Here is a 16,324-nt window from a genome sequence, read left to right on the forward strand (position 1 = left end):
AGGCCGCGGCGCAGGCGGCCGCGATCCGGGTCGCCGGCGCCGCCGGGACCGCGAGCCGGCACACCGTCGCCGGGGCCAAGCGCGCCGCGAGCAGCGTCGGCCGGTTCTTCATCGGCCTCGGGTATTTCTGGCGCGGCGCCGCGTACTTCGTGCGGACCCCCCGGCTGTGGCTCTGGGCGCTGCTGCCGGTCGCGCTCACCGCGCTGTGCCTGCTCGCCGTGGAGAAGGGCGTCTCGGCGTTCATCGGGCTCGCCGTCAACTGGCTGATGGGGTTCGTCGCGAGCTGGCCGTCGGTGCTGCGCTGGGCGCTGAAGTGGGCCATGATGTGGATCGCCGAGACCGCGTTCCACCTGCTGGTGACGGCGCTGACGGTGCCGGTCACCATGTTCTTCGGCGCGTTCTTCCTGCCGTTCATGACCCGCAGCGTGGTGCGGCGCACCGGCGGCACCGACGTCGTGCCGCCGTCCTGGTGGCGGGCCGCCGGCGTCTGCCTGCGCCAGACGGTCATCGTGACGCTGGTGCTGCACCTCGGCTGGCTGATCTGCCTGCCGCTGCTGTTGCTGCCCGGCTTCAACGTCGCGGTCGCGCTCGGCGTCGGGCTGGTCTTCAACGGCTTCCTGGTCGGTGTGCTGGTGCTCGCTGTGCCGATGCACCACCACGGTGTCCACGGCGTGCGGCAGCAGCTGGCGTTCGCGTGGCGGCACCGGGCCTACGTCACCGGGTTCGGCATCATGAGCCTGGTCGCGCTGATCCTGCCGGTGCTGTCACTGCGCTTCCTGGTGATCGTGCCGATCCCGGAGGTCTTCGCCGCGCCCGGCGCCGTGCTGTACCTGGTGACCGCGCCGGCCGTGCTGGTCGGCGCGGTCCTGCTGCACCGCAAGATCATCTCCCCGCCGGCGCGGCCCGCGGCGGCGATGCCCGCACCGTGGGCGGATCCGGGGCTGCGGTACGGTCTGGACCATGTCGGCAGTGGCCACTTTCAACTCCCTCAAGGCAACGTCCCTCGCTGAGTTCACCCGCGACCCCGCGGCCGCGCTGGAGAAGCTCGGCACGCCGCTGGTGGTGTCCTTCGACTGGTCCGCCTACGTGATCCTGCCGGTCCTGGAGCTGCTCGGCGACCGCGGCGTCACGCTGCACTCGTCGCAGTACGACCGGCTGCTGGACGACGTGCCCGAGGACGACGACCGGTTCACGGTGCTGCTGACGCCGCAGCACCGTGAGTTCCTGCCGAGCCTCGACCCGGACGCGTTCAGCGACGCCGAGTTCCGCGACCGCTTCGCCGAGGACCGCATCGACTTCGACCCGGCCGAGGCCGGCGCCGCGGGCCGGGACGTGATCGTCCTGCTCCACGACTGCGTCGCCGAGGTCGCCGACGACGAGGTCATCGTCATCCGGATCGGCTGATGCCCCAGGGGTGATTCAGGCGAGCTTCGGCAGGACCATTTCGGCGGTGCGGCGCTCGACCTTGAGGTTGCCGGCGTCGGTGCCGGCGGAGGTGGCGTAGACGTCGACGACCTTGCCGGCGGCGTACACGTACAGGTGCCCGGCGAGTGAGTATGCGGACTCGCCGATCCCGGCGATCTGGACGGCCTCCTTGTTCTGGACGTCGAACTGCTGGCGGGTCTCCACGTCGACCGTCACGTCGAGCTGGCCGCTGCTGAGCTGCCACTGGCAGTAGCGGGCCCCGGACGAGTTGCCGCCCTCGTTGCTCATGAGCGTGACCTTCTGCCCGGTGAGGCTGTTGACCTCGGCCTTCGTCAGCAGCGTGCAGATGTCCGGTAACGTCACCGGGCCGGTGGCCTTGGCCGTGGCGGTCTTCTTCGGGGCGGGCGCGCTGGAGGCACCGGCGGATTTGCCGGCTCCGGGCGTGGCACCGCCGGGCGTCGGGGTGTCGGCGGTGCCGCCGAGCGCGCCGCACGCGGCGAGGCTCAGTGCACCGGTCAGCAGGGCGGTGGCGGCAAGGATACGGTGGCGCGGCATGACGGCTCCTCCGGGCTACGTGATCAGGTGATCTCCACCTTGACGGATCAACGACCGCTCCGCCTCCGCAGCGACGCCACCTGGCACTTTTCCGGGACCTGTCAGCCGCTGACCGCCAGCGCCCGCACGGGCCGGTGGGTGGTGAAGTCGAAGCCGACCGAGTCCTCCGCCGCGATGGTGACGCCGGTGGCGTCGAACTGCGCGGTGTAGGTGCGGGTGCACGGCTCCGCGGTCTGGCAGACGCGCAGCTCGAACGTGCCCGGGCCGCGCCAGGCGCCGGTGGTGGCGATCGGGTGCACCTCACCGTCGGACGTGGTCAGCGTCGAGGCCTGCCAGCGGCCGGGGACGCAGGCGAACCGGTGGACGCCGTGCTCGTCGTCCAGCCGGGCGACCCAGCCCTGCGCTGCGCGTTCCACGGCAAACCCCTCGATCCTGGACGGCTGGTCGATGGGCGGCCGGAAACCGCGCTGCGGCGGCGCGAGCGGGTCGGCGACGCGGAACTCGCGGCCGGGCAGGTCCGCGGCCGGTTCGGCGGTGTCGGTGAGCGCGGGGATCCGCAGCCCCTCCAGCCGCGGCGCGGCGGACGGTGCCGGCGCGGCGTCCAGCAGGTGAGTCCAGACCGCGTCCAGGACGGCCTGCATGTCCGGCGCGCCGGCGGTGACGGCGAGGACCTGGTCCTGGGCGGGCATGACGACGACGAACTGGCCGAACGCGCCGTCGCCGCGGAACCCGCCGTGCCGGCAGCGCCAGAACTGGTAGCCGTAGCCCTGCTGCCAGTCCGGCGACTCGTCCGGGTCCGCCCCCGCGTTGGGCACCTGAGCGGCGGAGGCCGCCGCGACCCATCCGGCCGGCAGCAGCTGCCGCCCCTGCCAGCGGCCGCCCTGCAGGTACAGCTGGCCGAAGGCGGCCAGGTCGGCGGTGCGCAGGCGCAGGCCCCAGCCGCCGTAGTTGACCCCGCGCGGGCAGCTGTCCCAGCTGGCGGGGCCGAAGCCGAGCGGCTCGAACAGCCGCGGCCGCAGGTAGTCCAGCACCGTCTCACCGGTCAGCCGCTGCACGATGGCGGACAGGGCATAGGTGGCGCCGCTGTTGTAGACGAACCGGGTGCCGGGCTCGTGCACGACCGGCACGCCGTGGAAGCCGCGGACCCAGTCGTCGTCGGGGTCCTCGGCCATCCGCGGGGCGGCCTCGGCGTCGTGACCCGTGGTCATCGTCAGCAGGTGCCGGACCCGCATCCCGCGCAGGTCCCCGCCGCCCGGCAGGTGGTCGGCGACGAGGTCGTCGACGCTCAGCCGCCCGTCGGCGACGGCGAACCCCACGGCGGTCGAGGTGAAGCTCTTGCTCAGCGAGTACAGGGTGTGCGGGGTGTCCGGCTCATATGGATGCCACCAGCCCTCCGCGACGGTCTCGCCGTGGCGCAACAGCACGAAGCCGTGCAGCCCGAGCTTCTCCACGGCGGCGACGAACCCTTCCACAGACGCATCCATGCCGGCAGCCTACGATGATCGCTGATGCGACGGGTGACGGTGCGGCGCGACGACGTGACGATCTCGGCGCTCACCGGCGGGTCCGGCCCGCCGGTGGTGCTGTTGCACGGCCTGGCCGGCAGCGCCGACGAGCTGGTGCCGACCGCCGCGGGGCTGCTCGACTCGCACACGGTCGTCGTGCCGGACCAGCGCGGGCACGGGCACTCGACGCGGCGGCCCGCGGACGTGTCGCGGCGCGCGTATGTCGACGACGTCCTCGCCGTCCTGGACGTCCTGACGGCCGCCCCCGCCGTCCTGGTCGGGCAGTCGATGGGGGCGCACACCGCGATGCTCGTCGCCGCCCGGCATCCGTCCCGGGTCCGCGGCCTCGTCATGCTGGAGGGCGGGGTCGGCGGCGACGACGGGGACTACCCGAGCCGGCTCGAGGCGTGGTTCGCGTCGTGGCCGGTGCCGTTCCCGTCCCGGGAGGCGGCGGTCACGTTCCTCGGCGGACGGTCCCTGGCGCAGGCGTGGGCGGCGGACCTGGAGGAGCGCGACGGCGGGCTGTGGCCCCGGTTCGACGGCGCGGTGATGACCGCGGCGATCCGGGGCGTCGCGGACGTGGCGCGGTGGGACGAGTGGGCCGCGGTGCGCGCGCCGGCGCTGCTGGTGCGCGGCGCGGAGGGCACCGGGCCGGCCGGCGAGGTCGAGCGGATGCTGGCGCTGCGGCCCGGCACCGCGCACGTCGTCGTGCCGGACGCGGGCCACGACGTACACCTGGACCAGCCCGACGCATGGCTCGCGGTGCTGCGCGACTTCCTGCGCGACCCCGCACGGTGACGATGCCGCCCACCGACAGCGGGTGGGTCGTCAAGGCGTAGGTCACCGACCCGGCCGGCAACCCGGTGACGCGCATCCAGCAGCGCTGACGGCTCAGCCGAGTGCGGCCACCGTCTTCGGCAGCGTCGCCTTGCCCACGTCGCCGACCCGGGTCTGCAGGTCCTTGATCTGGGCGTCGGTGAAGGTCTTGCCGGTGCCGCCGGGGCTGACGACCAGGGTGAGGTTGAGGACCAAATTCGACACGACGCCGACGAACGTGGCCGTCACCACGGACTGCTGCTGCTTGTCGACGTAGGTGAACGCCTGCTCGCCGACGCCCTGGAGGTCGGTGACGGCGCTGTTGAGGCGGGCGGAGTCGTGCATCTGCTTGGCGACGGCGGCGCCTGAGGACAGGTCCGCGTAGACGCTGGCGATGCTCACCACCGAGGCGGTCGAGATGTCGGTGCCCGACTTGTGCAGGCGGCTCACCGTGCAGGAGGCGGTGCCGACGAACGTGTTGAGGTTGCGCGACGGGGTCGGGTCGCCGGCCGGGTCCTCGTAGGAGCTGCTGATCGGGCTCATGTCGATCGTGCCGCAGATGTTCTCGGGCAGTTTCGTGACCTGGAACCGGCCCGGTCCGCTGGACGTGCGGGCCGCGCCCGACGCGCCCGAGCCGTTCGGCCCGACCGTGGTGCCGTTGTTCAGCAACAGGTAGGCACCGACGCCGGCGGCGCCGAGGAGCACCACGACCACCACCACGACGGCGGCCACCGCGATCCCCGCGCCACCGCCGCCGCCCCGCCGCTGCGGCGGGGGTGGTGGCGTCCAGGTGGGTGCGGCCGGGCCGCCGGTCGCCGGCGGTCGCGGGCCACCGGGCACCGCCGACACCGGCGTCGCCCCGTACGGGGTGGCGGACACCGGCATCGGCGCGGGGCGGAACCCGCCGGCCACGGTCGACTCGGGGATCGCCGCCGCGGGCATCCCGCCGGTGTAGGCGCCGGTGTCGTAGATCCCCGCCGGTGCTCCGGAGAACGGCGACGCCGAGACGGGCGCCCCGGACTGCGGGCGACCGGGCGGGAACCCACCCGGGACCGGCGCCTCGGACTGCGGGCGACCGGGCGGGAACCCACCCGGGACCGGTGAGTTCGGCGCGGCCGGGCCGTACGGCGACTGCGGGGCCGAGGGGCCGAACGACGGCGGGCCGGAGACGACCATGGGCGTGGTCTGTGCACCGGAGGACGGTGTCCCGGAGACCGGAGCCGTGGCCGGCGCGCCGGTCGCGTACAGGGCGCCCTCCGCGACGACCAGCTCCGGCTGCTCCGCGACGACCGGCGCGATCCCGATCGACTCGTGCAGCATCGTCGCGACCAGCGGGATGCGGCTGGAGCCGCCGACCAGGAACAGCCCGGCGATCGACGACGGTGGCACGGCCGCCTCGGTGAGCAGCGCGCGGGTCATCGAGACCGTCTGGCGCAGCACCGGCCGCATCAGGCCCTCCAGCTGCTCCCGGCCGAGCGGCACCTCCTTGCCCAGCGCCGGGACCATGACGACGGTGCCGCTGGCCCGCGACAGCATCTCCTTCGCGGAGCGCACGTCGTCCCACAGCTGCCGGCGGGTGGTCGCGTCGGTCCACAGCGCCCCGTAGGTCGCCTGCAGGAACGCGACGACCGTGGCGTCCACGTCCAGGCCGCCGACGTCGTTGAGCCCATCCGAGGCGACCGGGTCGAAGCCGTGCGGCGCCCGCCGGAGCACGGTGACGTCACAGGTGCCGGCGCCCAGGTCGTACACCACGACACAGGCACCGACGGGAAGCTCGGCGCCCCGGGTCGAGGCGAGATAGGTGGCCGCGCCGACGGGCTCGGCGACCAGGTCGACCTCGGCGAACCCCGCCTGCCGGGCCGCGTCGACGAGCACGGCCCGCCGGCCGGTGCCCCAGTTCGCCGGGTGGGTCAGGGTGACGGCGCCGACCGGGCCGGCGACCCGGGCCGCCTCGGTCGCCACCCGCTGCAGGACGGACGCGACCAGGTCCCGGACCCCGACCTCGGTGGCGCCGAGCAGAACGCTGGTCTCGTCGATGCGGCGCTTCGGGTTGGGTTCGAGGCGTTCGGGGGCGCTGCGGGCCAGGTGCGCGGCGTCGCGGCCGGTGTGCAGGCGGCCGTCGGGGCCGAGCAGGACCGCGGAGGACAGCAGCGGCGAGCCGTCGAACAGCAGCGGCTGGACCCGCCCGTCGGGGCGGCGCAGCATCGCGATCGTCGTGGACGTGCCGAAGTCGACGCCGAGCCGAAAACCTGTCACGGTCGGCGAGCCTAGTACCTACCAGCCGAGAGTCCCCGGCCCGCCCTTGACGGGGCCGGTGATGTCGCTGGTGAGCCAGCCGCCGTAGAAGTCGCCGGGCTGGGCGGTGACCGTCTCGCCGTCGACCGTGCACTCGTCGAACTTCGACGGGTAGAACGCGAGCAGGCCGCGCAGCGCCTCGTATCCCGGGGTGGGGTCCTCGTAGGACCACGCCGCGGCCGGGACGCCGGCCACGTCCCAGTAGGTGGCGACGCCCTTGAACTCGCAGAACGTCTGCCGCTGGGTCCGGTGCAGCGGCGCGGCCACGTCGGCCGGCGGCAGGTAGTAGACCGGCGGGTGCGACGTCTCGAGGACCCGCGCCGCCCGGCGCGTGTCGGCGACGACCTGCCCGGCGTGCCGGATCACGACATGCCGGGCGGTCGGCTCCACGCTGGGCGGCCGCGGATAATCCCACACCGACTCGGTCATACCGCCCAGCCTACGGCGTCCTTGCCACGGTGTTACAGCGCGACGACGTCCACGTAGGCGAGCTTGTTGTTGCTCGCGCCCGTGCCGTCGGCGACGGTGAGGCGGCGGCGTTGTCGGTGGCCCACCCGTACACCCGACCGCGGCGAGCCTATGCGGACTGCGACGGATGTCAATGTCGTGGGCGGCGGGGTAAAGGTGTGGCAGCCGCGGCGGCCGGGCCGTACCGTGGCGGGATGCCGGCGATCGAGCTGCTCCGGGAGCTCAACAACGAGCTGTGGCGGCCGTTCCGGGCGGCCTACCGGGCCCGCGACGCGGCGGCGTTCCTCGCCCTGCACGCGCCCGATGCCATCCGCGCCAGCGGCACCAACGGCACGGTGCACGGGCTGAGCGACTACGCGGCGCAGGTCGAGCCGTGGTTCGCCGGGCTGGCCGCCCGCAACGACGCCGCCGACATCGCCTTCCGGTTCACCGAGCGGGTCGCCGCGGCCGACCTGGCGAGCGAGCGCGGCGTCTACCGCATCGTCATCGAGCCCGTCGGCGCCGACCGGCTGGTGTTCCACGGGCGGTTCCACACGTTCGCCCGCAAGGTCGACGGGCGCTGGCGGATCGCCGTGGACTACGACACCACCGACGGCGGGGCCGTCACCGCCGCCACGTTCGAGGCGGCCGCGGCACTCGAGGACGTCGAGCGGTTCGCCGGCTAGCAACCCCCGGACATGGCGAAGGCCGGTCACCGATGCGGTGGCCGGCCTCACGCCAGGGGCAGGGTGGTGCGGGTGGGTTACGCCGAGACGGCGTTGATCTCGGTCGCCGAGGCGAACGCGGTGTCGAGCTGGTGGTGCAGCGCGTCGAGCTCGCTCCACTCCGCGGCGTGGTACTGCTCGGAGCCCTCGGCGGCGAAGACGTGGTCGGTCTCGGCCTCGCTGTGGTCGTAGCTGGTGTAGTCCGACTCCTCGTAGTGCTCACCCGACGGGTTGCTGTACTCGACGTGGTGGCCCTGGTCGAAGCTGGTGTTCTCGGCGGAGGCGTGGTCGGCCTCGTAGACGCCGTACTGGGAGGCGTAGTCCTGCTCGCTGCCGGAGGCCTGGTGCAGCTGGTCGAGCTGCTCGTGCTCCTGACCCGCCTCGTAATGCCCGTAGCTGTCGCCGCCGTCGTACCCGGTGTCGCCGTACTCGCTCATCGCTGTCTCCCTGGAATGTTGTCCTGCTGGTGAATACGAAGGTAGGCAACCGCGGACTCAGGCAAATCCCGGAATCGTGCCACCACCGGCGCCGGGCGCGAACCGCAGCGCCAGCAGGCCGCGGGCGTGCCCGACCAGCAGCAGGTCGCCCACCGCGAGCAGGCAACGGGGCTCGGAGTCCAGGGCAAGCACGGCGGCCGCGCCCAGGTGCGGCGCCCACACCCGCAGCCCGCAGTCGGCCCGGCCGGCCGTCACGACCAGGATCCCGCCGTCCCACGGCAGCGCCGCCACGGCGACGACGTCGCGGTGCCCCGGATCCGGTGGCAGCGGGTCGGCGAGCCGCACGTCGAACGTCTCCCACAGCGACACGCCGCCGTCGCGGTCCGCGAACAGCACCGGGCCGCGGAACCCGAGGCGCTCCGGCGACGCGACGGCCGCGACCAGTTCCGCGTGGCCGACGGCGCGCAGCTTGGCCGCGCCCGGGCGGCCGGTGGTCGCGGTGCCCATGACGGCGGCGGAGGACCAGACGTCCACGGCGTGGCCGCCGCGCAGAGCGACGAGGTCGGCGCCGCCGTCGTGCGGGACGGCGGCGAGCGCGACGGTGGTCGAGCCGGGGTGGCGGAACGCCGCCGCGACCCTTGTCCTGGTTGCCGGGTTCCACAGGTGTACGACGCCGTCCCCGGTTGCCGCCGCGACGACGGTGCGACCGTCCCAGAGTCCGGCGAGCGGTTCGACGGCGCGCGGGTTCGGCTCGGCCGGCATCGGCACCGCCGCGAGCGCGAGGACCGGCCCACCGGCGGCCACCGCCGAGCTGCCGGTGCCGTCCCACCAGTGCAGGTGCTCGCCGGCGGCGGCGGCGACCGCGGTCGACCCGTCGGGCAGTGGCGCGGCGGCCAGGGCGGTGACCGGTGCGGCGGCGTCGAACAGCGCCGCGGCGGAGGCTCCGGTGCGCGGCTCGACCAGGTGCACCGACCGGCCGCGGGCGACGGCGACGCGGTCCGGGGCGCCGGCGGCGAGGGCGGTGACGGCGGGCCCGCCGGCCTGCCACACCCGCTCGACGGTGACGTCGAGCCGCCCGGGCGCGAACCCGGGTGCGGGCCGGAACCCGCCGTCCGCGGTCGCGACGGTCGCCGGATCGACCTCGCCCTCGTCGCTCTCGTCGCCGTCCACCTCGCTCTCGTCGCTCTCGTCGCCGTCCACCTCGTCGTCGTCGGCCTCGTCGTCGTCCACTTCGTCGCCGTCCCCGTCGCCGTCCCTGTCTTCGTCCCCGTCGCCGTCCCTGTCGTCGTCCACATAGGACGGTTCGCCGTACGCGGCCCAGACCGGGACGACCTCCTCGCACCCGGGGCAGCGGTAGTGCCCGGTCAGGCGGGTCAGGGTCCTCGCCCAGGCCGGATCCGCCGCGACCATGCCGGCAACCAGCGCCCAGACGGGCGGGGGCGGGGCGTCCACCGGTACACCGGCCGCAGCGACGACCCGGGCGACCCGGAGGAACCCGTCCCAGCCCGGCCCGAGCGCCGCCGACCGCTCGGCCTCCCCGATCGCGTCCGCGACCCGCTGCCAGGGCGTGCCGGGGACGGGCGGGGCGTCGTACGCAGGCGGCGGGCCGGGCGGCATGACGGGGTCGCCGAACCCGTCGAGCTCGACCTCGGTCTCGCACCGCGGGCACGTCAGGGGCACGTAGCCGGCGCTGCGGTCCGGAAACTTCCACAGCGCGGTGCCGACCGGATGCCCGGCGAGCGCCACGCACGCCAGGGCGAAGTAGCTGAGCTCCTCGGCGCCGCCGCCCGGCCGGAAGTCACGCGGTGCCGCGGCCGCCGCGGTCCGCAGCGCCGCGTCGAGCGCCGCCTGCAGCCCCGGCGGCACCGGCTCGGGGAACTCGTCGGCGCCGGCCGCGACCAGGAACCCCAGCTCGGTCCACAGGTCCCGCCGCTCGTCGCCGGACAGGTGCGGCGCGAGGTCGACCAGGTGAGGGATCGCCGCCGACGTCACCGCGTACACCGAACCCTGGTGCAGGATCTCGTCCTGCAGCGCCTTCCACGCGTCGCCGAGCCGCCGCGCCGCGACCACCTCCCGCAGCCGGGCGACCGCTTCGCCGGCGGAATAGCACGCGGACAGGTCCAGCCACAGGGGGACTGTCGAGCGGCAGCTTCTCGGCCATCGTCGAACACTACCGACGGTCGTAGGATCGGAAGGTGGCACGGGTCGAGGTCGAGATGATGACTGGTCAGCACAACTACGCCGTGTTACGACTGCCCGGCCGTCGCTTCCCGGGGGTGCTGGTGCAGGGCGACTCGCTGTCCGCGCTCAACGACGAGGCCCAGCGGGCCCTCGCGCTGCTGCAGGCCGGCGACACCGCCGCCGCGGAGGAGGAGCTGACCTACGTGGCCAACCACCTCGCCAGCCTGATCGCCGGCTACGTGCGGGTCCTGGACGGCGCCGGCATGCCCCTGCCGTTCCAGCGCCCCGCATGAAGGACGCGGAGGCGGCGGCCGTCGACCGGCTGCGGCCGATCTGCCTCGGCCTGCCGGAGGCATACGAGGAGCCCGCGTGGGTCGGCACGCGGTGGCGGATCCGCAAGCGGACCTTCGCGCACGTGCTCGTCGTCGACCCCGCCCACCAGGCCGCGTACGCGCGGGCCGCCGGCACGTCCGGGCCGGTCTGCGTCCTGACGTTCCGGGTGCCGGGCGACGAGATCGCCGCGCTGCTCGCCGGCGGCCACCCGTTCCACAAGGCGTCCTGGGGCGTCGACGTCGTCGTCATGGTCCTCGACGACGACGCCGACTGGCAGGAGATCACCGAACTGATCACGGACAGTTATCGGGTCCTGGCCCCGAAGCGGCTCGCGGCGCTGCTCGACTGACGGTCAGACCCGGCGGATCGTCTCGGCGTCCGGGGCGCCCTCGAAGAACCGGTCGATGACCCGGGCGAACACCAACTCCTGCGGCGCGGCCAGCTGGAACAGCGTCATCGACGAGCGCAGCTTCATCGCGTCGATGTCGCCGAGGACCTGCCGGGCCGTCGCCTCGGTGTTGCCGAGCATCGCCTCGGCGCACTCGTGCAGGCGCGGGCCGAGGACCGGATGCTGCAGGTAGGCGCGGGCCTCGTCCAGCGACGAGATCGCGAACCGTTGTGCCGCGTAGCTCGAGCCGAGGCCGGCCACCTGCGGAAACACGAACCACATCCAGTGGCTGCGCTTCCGGCCGCGGCGCAGCTCGTCGATCGCGTCGTCGTAGATGTCCTCCTGGGCGGTGACGAACCTGGCGAGGTCGTAGGGGTCGTCCATACCGGAAATTGTCGTACCCGGCGGGCATGATGCGTGCGACGGGGAGGGGGATTTCGATGATGGTGCATGTGGCGAGCCGGCGGCGGGGGCAGGCGTCGCTGGCGGCGGCGTTCCCGGGTGCGACGGTGCTGGACGTGACGTCCCGGGGGCCGCAGCCGTGGGTGCGGCTGAGCCCGTTCTATCCGCACGGCGGCATCCCGGTGCCGTTCAGCCCCGGTGTGGTGGGGCAGTCGGTCGAGGGGATCTGGCAGGCGCTGAAGGTGTTCGACACCGCCGGCGTCGATCCGGCGAAGCTCACGGCGACGGGCATGACCGGGCTCAAGCGGACGGTCCGCCGGTTCGGGCCGGTCCTCGGTCACCGGCAGGGCCTGACCGGCGACGCGCTGCTGGACTATGAGACCGCCCGCCGCCAGATCTACCTGCCGGTGTATCGGTGGGTGCTGGAGCACCGGGCCGCCGAGCAGGTCGACGCACTGCGGCAGCTCGCCGCCGGCGGTGACCTCGTGCTGCTCGACTACACCACCAACGGTGACGTCACGGACCTGGCGACCCCGCTGTCGCACGCGGCGCTGGTCCGCCGCCACCTGCTGGCCGACTGGCCGGACTGACTGGCGGGACTGGCGGGCGTTCGCCGTTCATGCCCGGACACCACAAGGTCAGTGCTTCACTACGGAGAGTAGCGAAGTGTGCCGTCTCTGGAGGTTAGGCCGTGGACATCCCAGGACCGTCGACCCGCCGCACCGCTCTGCGCCTCGGGCTGCTTGCCGGGGTCGGAGCGTTTGCCGCCGCATGCGGCTCGAAGACCGAGGACCACACCGTCGGCGAGGCGCCGAGCTCGGCGGCACCGTCGGAGCCGACCGTCACCAACCCGGCCGAGGCCCTCGAGCGGCTCAAGGCCGGCGGCGAGCGGTTCGCCTCCGGCGGTGTGCGCCGCCCCGACCAGGACACCACCTACCGGGCCACGCTCGCGGCGGGGCAGCATCCGTTTGCCTGCATCCTGTCGTGCGTCGACTCCCGGGTGCCCCCGGAGATCGTCTTCGACCAGGGCCTCGGCGACCTGTTCGTGACCCGCACCGCCGGGCAGGTCGTCGACCACGCCGTGCTGGGCAGCATCCAGTATGGCGTCGCGGAGCTGAAGATCCCGCTGCTGGTCGTGGTCGGCCACGAGAAGTGCGGCGCCGTGAAGGCCACCGTCGAGGCGGTGGAGAAGAACTCCGCACCCAGCGGCACCGACATCGACTCCCTCGTCACCGCGATCAAACCTGCCGTGACGAAGGCGGAGGAGGAGAAGGCGACCGACATGGTCGACGCCGCCGTGCGCCACAACGTCAGCAACATCGTCGCCGACCTGGGCACGAAGGCGATTCTCTCCGCCGCCGTCACGGCCGGCACCCTGAAGATCGTGGGTGCCCGCTATGACCTGGACACCGGCGAGGTCGAGTGGCTGTGAGGTGTGGAGTCGCCCCATTGGGGTAGTGCCCGGCCTGCCGCGCCCCACCGGGGGGCGCCTTGGGGCGGAGGTCGGGTATGCCCGGACCGTTTGGTGTCGCGTCGGAGGTCGGCCGGCTACGCAAAGTGATCGTCCACCGGCCCGACCTGAGCCTGCGGCGGCTGACTCCGAACAACCGCGAGGAACTGCTCTTCGACGACCTGCCGTGGGTGAGCCGCGCGCAGGCGGAGCACGACGAGTTCGTCGCGATGCTGCGCGGCCACGGCGTCGAGGTGTATTACCACCAGACCCTGCTCGCCGAGGCGTTGCAGGACCCGCTGGCCCGCCGGCACGCGGTCGAGCGCGCCGTCACGCACCTGTCGGTCGGCCCGGCGCTGCTCGACCCGGTCCGCGAGGAGCTGGCCGGATGGGACGGCGAGACCCTCGCCCGGCACCTCATCGGCGGCCTCACCAAGGCCGAGTTCTTCGACCTGGTCCGCGGGCACCGCGCCGACCTCGACCGCCGGTCGCTGGTCGCGGCGCTCGCGCAGCCGCGGGCGTTCATCCTGCCGCCGCTGCCGAACTCGCTGTATCAGCGCGACCCGTCCGCGTGGCTGTACGGCGGCGTGTCGCTCAACCCGCTGTTCTTCCACGCCCGCCGGCTGGAGACGATCAACCAGAGCATCATCTACCACCATCATCCGATGTTCGCCGGCGCCGACTTCCAGTACTGGTACCCGCCGATGGGCGACGACGGCAGCTTCGACGAGGAGGACTTCGGCCGCGCCTGCCTCGAAGGCGGCGACATGATGCCGATCGGCAACGGCGCCGTCGCCGTCGGGGTCAGCGAACGCACCAGCCCGCACATGGTCGAGCACCTCGCGGTCGCCCTGTTCGCGCAGGACGCCGCCAGCCGGGTGATCGCCGTGCAGATCCCGCCGAGCCGCTCGTACATGCATCTGGACACCGTCTTCACGCTCGTGGACCGGGACAAGGCGACCGGCTACCCGCCCGTGGTCGAGGGCGCCACCGCGTTCACGCTCTTCCCCGGCGAGCGCCCCGGCACCCTTGAGGTGCGCCGCGACAAGGGGCTCGTCGCCGCGTTCGAGGACGCGCTCGGCATCGGCCACCTCGACGTCATCCCGACCGGCGGCGACGCCGACCAGCGGGCCCGTGAGCAGTGGGACAGCGGCTGCAACTTCGTCGCCATCGAACCCGGCGTCGTCGTGGGGTACCACAAGAACGAGTACACCAACCGCAACCTGCGCGACCACGGCGTCCAGGTCGTCGAGATCGAGGGGTTCGAGCTCGGCAAGGGCCGCGGCGGCGGGCACTGCATGACGTGTCCCGTTCTCCGCGACGGGCTGTGATTGCACGCCGATGTCCAATGTGGACCAGGCGGTCCTCATGCTGCTGGCCCTCGTCGGCCTTTACAGCCCGGTCGCCGCCGTGTCGTCGTACATCCCGCTGGTGCAGCCCGTCGACACCCGCCAGCATCCCCGGCTCGCGCTCGGCCTGTTCGTCAACGTCGCCGCGATCGCCGTCGTCACGATCCTCGTCGGTGAGCCGCTGCTGGAACTGCTCGGCCTCACCACCGCCGCGCTCTCCGCGACCGGTGGCATCGCCCTGATGATCGCCGCCGTGCCGATGATGCTCGGCAAGAACGATGACCCCGGGTCCAAGCCCACCGACGCGGCGATCGCCCCGCCGTCGACGTCGTGGCGTTCGGTGGTCTTCATGCCGCTCACCTTCCCCCTCACCGTCGGCGGCGCGACGATCGCCGTCCTGATCAGCTTCCGCGCCCTGGTCGACAGCGTCGCCGGGGTCCTCGCCCTGACCATCGCCGCCCTGATCCACGCCGCGATCACCGGCGCCTGCGTGTACGTCGCGGGCCAGGCGGGCCGCCGCCTGTCCGACCGCGCCCGCATGATCCTGGACCGGGTCGCCGGCATCCTGCTCACGGCGATCGCCGCGACCCTCCTGGCCAGCGGCTTCACCCGCCTCGCCGTCGACGTCCTCACCGCGATGCACCACATCCGCTGACCCGCCCGCTGCCGGCGTGTGTCGGCACCGGGCGGGCGCGTTGGCTGAGCGGTGCGGCGTGCGTCAGCGGCCGCGGCGGGTGAGCCAGTCGCGGTAGGTGGTCGGGGCGATGACGGCGTCGCCCCTGGCGATCAGGGCATCACCCGGCACCGCGGCGAACATGCCGGCGTTGGCGTCGGTCACGACCTTGCGATCGTCGTGGTGCGCGGCCAGGGTGATCCGGCCCAGTTCGTCGAGCGCGAAGACCTCGGGCCCGGCAACGTCGCGGGTCCCCCGCAGCGGCGCGCCCGCGCTCACGTCGGCCACGGCGCGGGCGACGTCGGCGGCGGCCATCGGCTGGACGAGGGTGGCGGGCAGGTGGACGGTGTGCTCGTCGGAGGTCCAGGACAGCACCTGGTCGACGAACTCGAAGAACTGGGTGGCGCGGACGATCGAGTACGGCACCGGGCCGGCCTTGAGCAGGTCCTCCTGCAGCACCTTGGCCTGGTAGTACGCGAGGTCCGGCACCCGGTCGGCGCCGACGATCGACAGGATGACCGCGTGGCCGACGTTTGCGTCGCCGGCGGCCGTGAGGAGGTTGTCCATGCTCGTGCGGAAGAACGCCGGTGACGCGTCGTCGAACGTCGGCGAGTTCGACAGGTTGACCACGACGTCGGCACCGCGGACGGCGTCGGCGACGCCCTGACCGCTGAGCAGGTCCAGCCCCGTGGACGGCGAGTGCGGCACCGCCTCGTGCCCGGCCGCGTCGAGCATCTTGACCACCTGCGACCCGATGAGACCGGTCCCACCGACGACGGCGATCCTCATGCGCCCGCCCCCTGCGCCTTGCGGAGGTGCGCACGCTGGGCCAGTTCGTCCTCGTCGACGAGGGTGAGCATCGGCTTGTCCGGCTCGCAGAGCATGGTGACCGTGAACCGCACCGGGACGTCGGCGAGATTGTTGCCGTCCTGGTAGTGGATGACGTCGCCGCCCGGCTCCCAGAACGCCTCACCGGCCCGCACGACCCTGGGCGGCTCACCCTCGATCTCGAACACCATCTCGCCGTCCAGCACGTAGCCGAATGCCGGGCCCGTGTGCCGGTGCGGGGGCGCGCCGGGGTCGCCGGGCGGGTACTCCACGACGACGGTCATCGCGTGTGCGCCTGCGGGGACGTGCGGAGGCATGATCTCCTGGAGCACGGTGATTGCCGACTGCCACGCGTCCGATTGGTGCCGCGGGCCGGTGTCCCTCGATTTGATCTTCTGCATGCGATGCCGACTACCCGGCTCCGGCGCGATCACACCCCGTGGCGGGCCGCGAAAGCCATTGTCGCTGGTCGATGGAAATCGATAGTGTGGCGGTGCATCGACGAGGGGGTGTCA

The 16,324-nt window shown here is 73.2% G+C and carries 19 protein-coding genes; 10 read left to right on the forward strand and 9 right to left on the reverse strand.

The window, feature by feature from the left end; all coding sequences use genetic code 11:
* Positions 1-1,010: EI24 domain-containing protein (locus AB0K00_RS52905; RefSeq protein ID WP_363538462.1), on the forward strand; the 1,010-nt coding region annotated here is incomplete at its 5' end.
* Positions 970-1,404: a hypothetical protein gene (locus AB0K00_RS52910; RefSeq protein WP_363538463.1), complete on the forward strand. Its 435-nt coding sequence runs from the start codon at positions 970-972 to the stop codon at positions 1,402-1,404. The genes AB0K00_RS52905 and AB0K00_RS52910, both read left to right, overlap by 41 nt.
* A 15-nt stretch (positions 1,405-1,419) precedes the next feature.
* Here the strand turns inward: AB0K00_RS52910 and AB0K00_RS52915 are convergent, their stop codons facing one another.
* Together AB0K00_RS52915 and AB0K00_RS52920 are read right to left on the reverse strand one after the other, a co-directional pair.
* Positions 1,420-1,980: a DUF3558 family protein gene (locus AB0K00_RS52915; RefSeq protein ID WP_363538464.1), complete on the reverse strand. Its 561-nt coding sequence runs from the start codon at positions 1,978-1,980 to the stop codon at positions 1,420-1,422.
* A gap of 101 nt (positions 1,981-2,081) precedes the next feature.
* Positions 2,082-3,464 (reverse strand): serine hydrolase, encoded by a 1,383-nt coding sequence (locus tag AB0K00_RS52920; protein WP_363538465.1) that lies wholly within the window; start codon positions 3,462-3,464, stop codon positions 2,082-2,084.
* 24 nt (positions 3,465-3,488) lie between these two features.
* Between AB0K00_RS52920 and AB0K00_RS52925 the strand changes: the two genes are divergently transcribed.
* On the forward strand, positions 3,489-4,283 hold the full coding sequence (locus tag AB0K00_RS52925; protein ID WP_363538466.1) for an alpha/beta hydrolase: 795 nt from the start codon (positions 3,489-3,491) through the stop codon (positions 4,281-4,283).
* A gap of 93 nt (positions 4,284-4,376) precedes the next feature.
* Here the strand turns inward: AB0K00_RS52925 and AB0K00_RS52930 are convergent, their stop codons facing one another.
* Both AB0K00_RS52930 and AB0K00_RS52935 read right to left on the reverse strand, forming a co-directional pair.
* Positions 4,377-6,557 carry an Hsp70 family protein gene (locus AB0K00_RS52930; protein WP_363538467.1) on the reverse strand — a complete coding sequence of 727 codons (2,181 nt, stop codon included), beginning with the start codon at positions 6,555-6,557 and terminating at the stop codon, positions 4,377-4,379.
* Positions 6,558-6,575: 18 nt separating this feature from the next.
* A complete protein-coding gene (locus AB0K00_RS52935; RefSeq protein ID WP_363538468.1) occupies positions 6,576-7,025 on the reverse strand; it encodes a DUF427 domain-containing protein in 450 nt (149 codons plus the stop codon).
* Positions 7,026-7,258: 233 nt separating this feature from the next.
* Here AB0K00_RS52935 and AB0K00_RS52940 point away from each other — a divergent pair, with 233 nt between their 5' ends.
* Positions 7,259-7,729, forward strand: a complete 471-nt coding sequence (locus AB0K00_RS52940; protein WP_363538469.1) for a DUF4440 domain-containing protein — start codon at positions 7,259-7,261, stop codon at positions 7,727-7,729.
* Positions 7,730-7,806: 77 nt separating this feature from the next.
* Here AB0K00_RS52940 and AB0K00_RS52945 read toward each other — a convergent pair whose 3' ends face one another.
* Both AB0K00_RS52945 and AB0K00_RS52950 read right to left on the reverse strand, forming a co-directional pair.
* A complete protein-coding gene (locus AB0K00_RS52945; RefSeq protein ID WP_363538470.1) occupies positions 7,807-8,205 on the reverse strand; it encodes a hypothetical protein in 399 nt (132 codons plus the stop codon).
* Positions 8,206-8,262: 57 nt separating this feature from the next.
* On the reverse strand, positions 8,263-10,275 hold the full coding sequence (locus AB0K00_RS52950) for a hypothetical protein (protein ID WP_363538471.1): 2,013 nt from the start codon (positions 10,273-10,275) through the stop codon (positions 8,263-8,265).
* Positions 10,276-10,400: 125 nt separating this feature from the next.
* Here AB0K00_RS52950 and AB0K00_RS52955 point away from each other — a divergent pair, with 125 nt between their 5' ends.
* Together AB0K00_RS52955 and AB0K00_RS52960 are read left to right on the forward strand one after the other, a co-directional pair.
* Entirely contained in the window at positions 10,401-10,679 is a 279-nt protein-coding gene (locus AB0K00_RS52955; RefSeq protein ID WP_363538472.1) for a hypothetical protein, read from the forward strand.
* Positions 10,676-11,068, forward strand: a complete 393-nt coding sequence (locus AB0K00_RS52960) for an MmcQ/YjbR family DNA-binding protein (RefSeq protein ID WP_363538473.1) — start codon at positions 10,676-10,678, stop codon at positions 11,066-11,068. Before AB0K00_RS52955 ends, AB0K00_RS52960 begins: the two co-directional genes overlap by 4 nt.
* Positions 11,069-11,071: 3 nt before the next feature.
* On the opposite strand, the gene AB0K00_RS52965 is transcribed toward AB0K00_RS52960, so the two are convergent.
* Complete coding sequence (locus tag AB0K00_RS52965) at positions 11,072-11,491, reverse strand: DUF1810 domain-containing protein (protein WP_363538474.1); 420 nt, start codon at positions 11,489-11,491, stop codon at positions 11,072-11,074.
* Positions 11,492-11,547: 56 nt separating this feature from the next.
* Between AB0K00_RS52965 and AB0K00_RS52970 the strand changes: the two genes are divergently transcribed.
* The 4 genes from AB0K00_RS52970 to AB0K00_RS52985 all read left to right on the forward strand — a co-directional run bounded on the left by AB0K00_RS52970 (position 11,548) and on the right by AB0K00_RS52985 (position 14,963).
* On the forward strand, positions 11,548-12,099 hold the full coding sequence (locus AB0K00_RS52970; protein WP_363538475.1) for a hypothetical protein: 552 nt from the start codon (positions 11,548-11,550) through the stop codon (positions 12,097-12,099).
* Positions 12,100-12,200: 101 nt separating this feature from the next.
* Positions 12,201-12,941: a carbonic anhydrase gene (locus AB0K00_RS52975; RefSeq protein WP_363538476.1), complete on the forward strand. Its 741-nt coding sequence runs from the start codon at positions 12,201-12,203 to the stop codon at positions 12,939-12,941.
* A 77-nt stretch (positions 12,942-13,018) separates the two neighbouring features.
* Positions 13,019-14,290 (forward strand): arginine deiminase, encoded by a 1,272-nt coding sequence (locus tag AB0K00_RS52980; protein WP_363538477.1) that lies wholly within the window; start codon positions 13,019-13,021, stop codon positions 14,288-14,290.
* A 10-nt stretch (positions 14,291-14,300) separates the two neighbouring features.
* Complete coding sequence (locus tag AB0K00_RS52985) at positions 14,301-14,963, forward strand: MarC family protein (RefSeq protein WP_363538478.1); 663 nt, start codon at positions 14,301-14,303, stop codon at positions 14,961-14,963.
* Positions 14,964-15,026: 63 nt separating this feature from the next.
* On the opposite strand, the gene AB0K00_RS52990 is transcribed toward AB0K00_RS52985, so the two are convergent.
* Together AB0K00_RS52990 and AB0K00_RS52995 are read right to left on the reverse strand one after the other, a co-directional pair.
* Entirely contained in the window at positions 15,027-15,770 is a 744-nt protein-coding gene (locus AB0K00_RS52990) for an NAD(P)H-binding protein (protein ID WP_363538479.1), read from the reverse strand.
* The gene (locus AB0K00_RS52995) at positions 15,767-16,210 is read right to left on the reverse strand and encodes a cupin domain-containing protein (protein WP_363538480.1); all 444 of its coding nucleotides are present in this window, start codon (positions 16,208-16,210) and stop codon (positions 15,767-15,769) included. Before AB0K00_RS52995 ends, AB0K00_RS52990 begins: the two co-directional genes overlap by 4 nt.
* Positions 16,211-16,324: the final 114 nt, after the last annotated feature.

It is taken from the genome of Dactylosporangium sp. NPDC049525 (assembly GCF_040676755.1).
GTDB lineage: Bacteria > Actinomycetota > Actinomycetes > Mycobacteriales > Micromonosporaceae > Dactylosporangium.

What these genes read in the sequence shown, in the direction of transcription:
- AB0K00_RS52945 (WP_363538470.1), bottom strand. Translation starts at nt 8,205, where the DNA reads ATGAGCGAGTACGGCGACACCGGGTACGACGGCGGCGACAGCTACGGG.
- AB0K00_RS52915 (WP_363538464.1), bottom strand. Translation starts at nt 1,980, where the DNA reads ATGCCGCGCCACCGTATCCTTGCCGCCACCGCCCTGCTGACCGGTGCA.
- AB0K00_RS52935 (WP_363538468.1), bottom strand. Translation starts at nt 7,025, where the DNA reads ATGACCGAGTCGGTGTGGGATTATCCGCGGCCGCCCAGCGTGGAGCCG.
- AB0K00_RS52970 (WP_363538475.1), top strand. Translation starts at nt 11,548, where the DNA reads ATGATGGTGCATGTGGCGAGCCGGCGGCGGGGGCAGGCGTCGCTGGCG.
- AB0K00_RS52940 (WP_363538469.1), top strand. Translation starts at nt 7,259, where the DNA reads ATGCCGGCGATCGAGCTGCTCCGGGAGCTCAACAACGAGCTGTGGCGG.
- AB0K00_RS52920 (WP_363538465.1), bottom strand. Translation starts at nt 3,464, where the DNA reads ATGGATGCGTCTGTGGAAGGGTTCGTCGCCGCCGTGGAGAAGCTCGGG.
- AB0K00_RS52960 (WP_363538473.1), top strand. Translation starts at nt 10,676, where the DNA reads ATGAAGGACGCGGAGGCGGCGGCCGTCGACCGGCTGCGGCCGATCTGC.
- AB0K00_RS52985 (WP_363538478.1), top strand. Translation starts at nt 14,301, where the DNA reads ATGTCCAATGTGGACCAGGCGGTCCTCATGCTGCTGGCCCTCGTCGGC.
- AB0K00_RS52995 (WP_363538480.1), bottom strand. Translation starts at nt 16,210, where the DNA reads ATGCAGAAGATCAAATCGAGGGACACCGGCCCGCGGCACCAATCGGAC.
- AB0K00_RS52965 (WP_363538474.1), bottom strand. Translation starts at nt 11,491, where the DNA reads ATGGACGACCCCTACGACCTCGCCAGGTTCGTCACCGCCCAGGAGGAC.
- AB0K00_RS52980 (WP_363538477.1), top strand. Translation starts at nt 13,019, where the DNA reads ATGCCCGGACCGTTTGGTGTCGCGTCGGAGGTCGGCCGGCTACGCAAA.
- AB0K00_RS52925 (WP_363538466.1), top strand. Translation starts at nt 3,489, where the DNA reads ATGCGACGGGTGACGGTGCGGCGCGACGACGTGACGATCTCGGCGCTC.
- AB0K00_RS52990 (WP_363538479.1), bottom strand. Translation starts at nt 15,770, where the DNA reads ATGAGGATCGCCGTCGTCGGTGGGACCGGTCTCATCGGGTCGCAGGTG.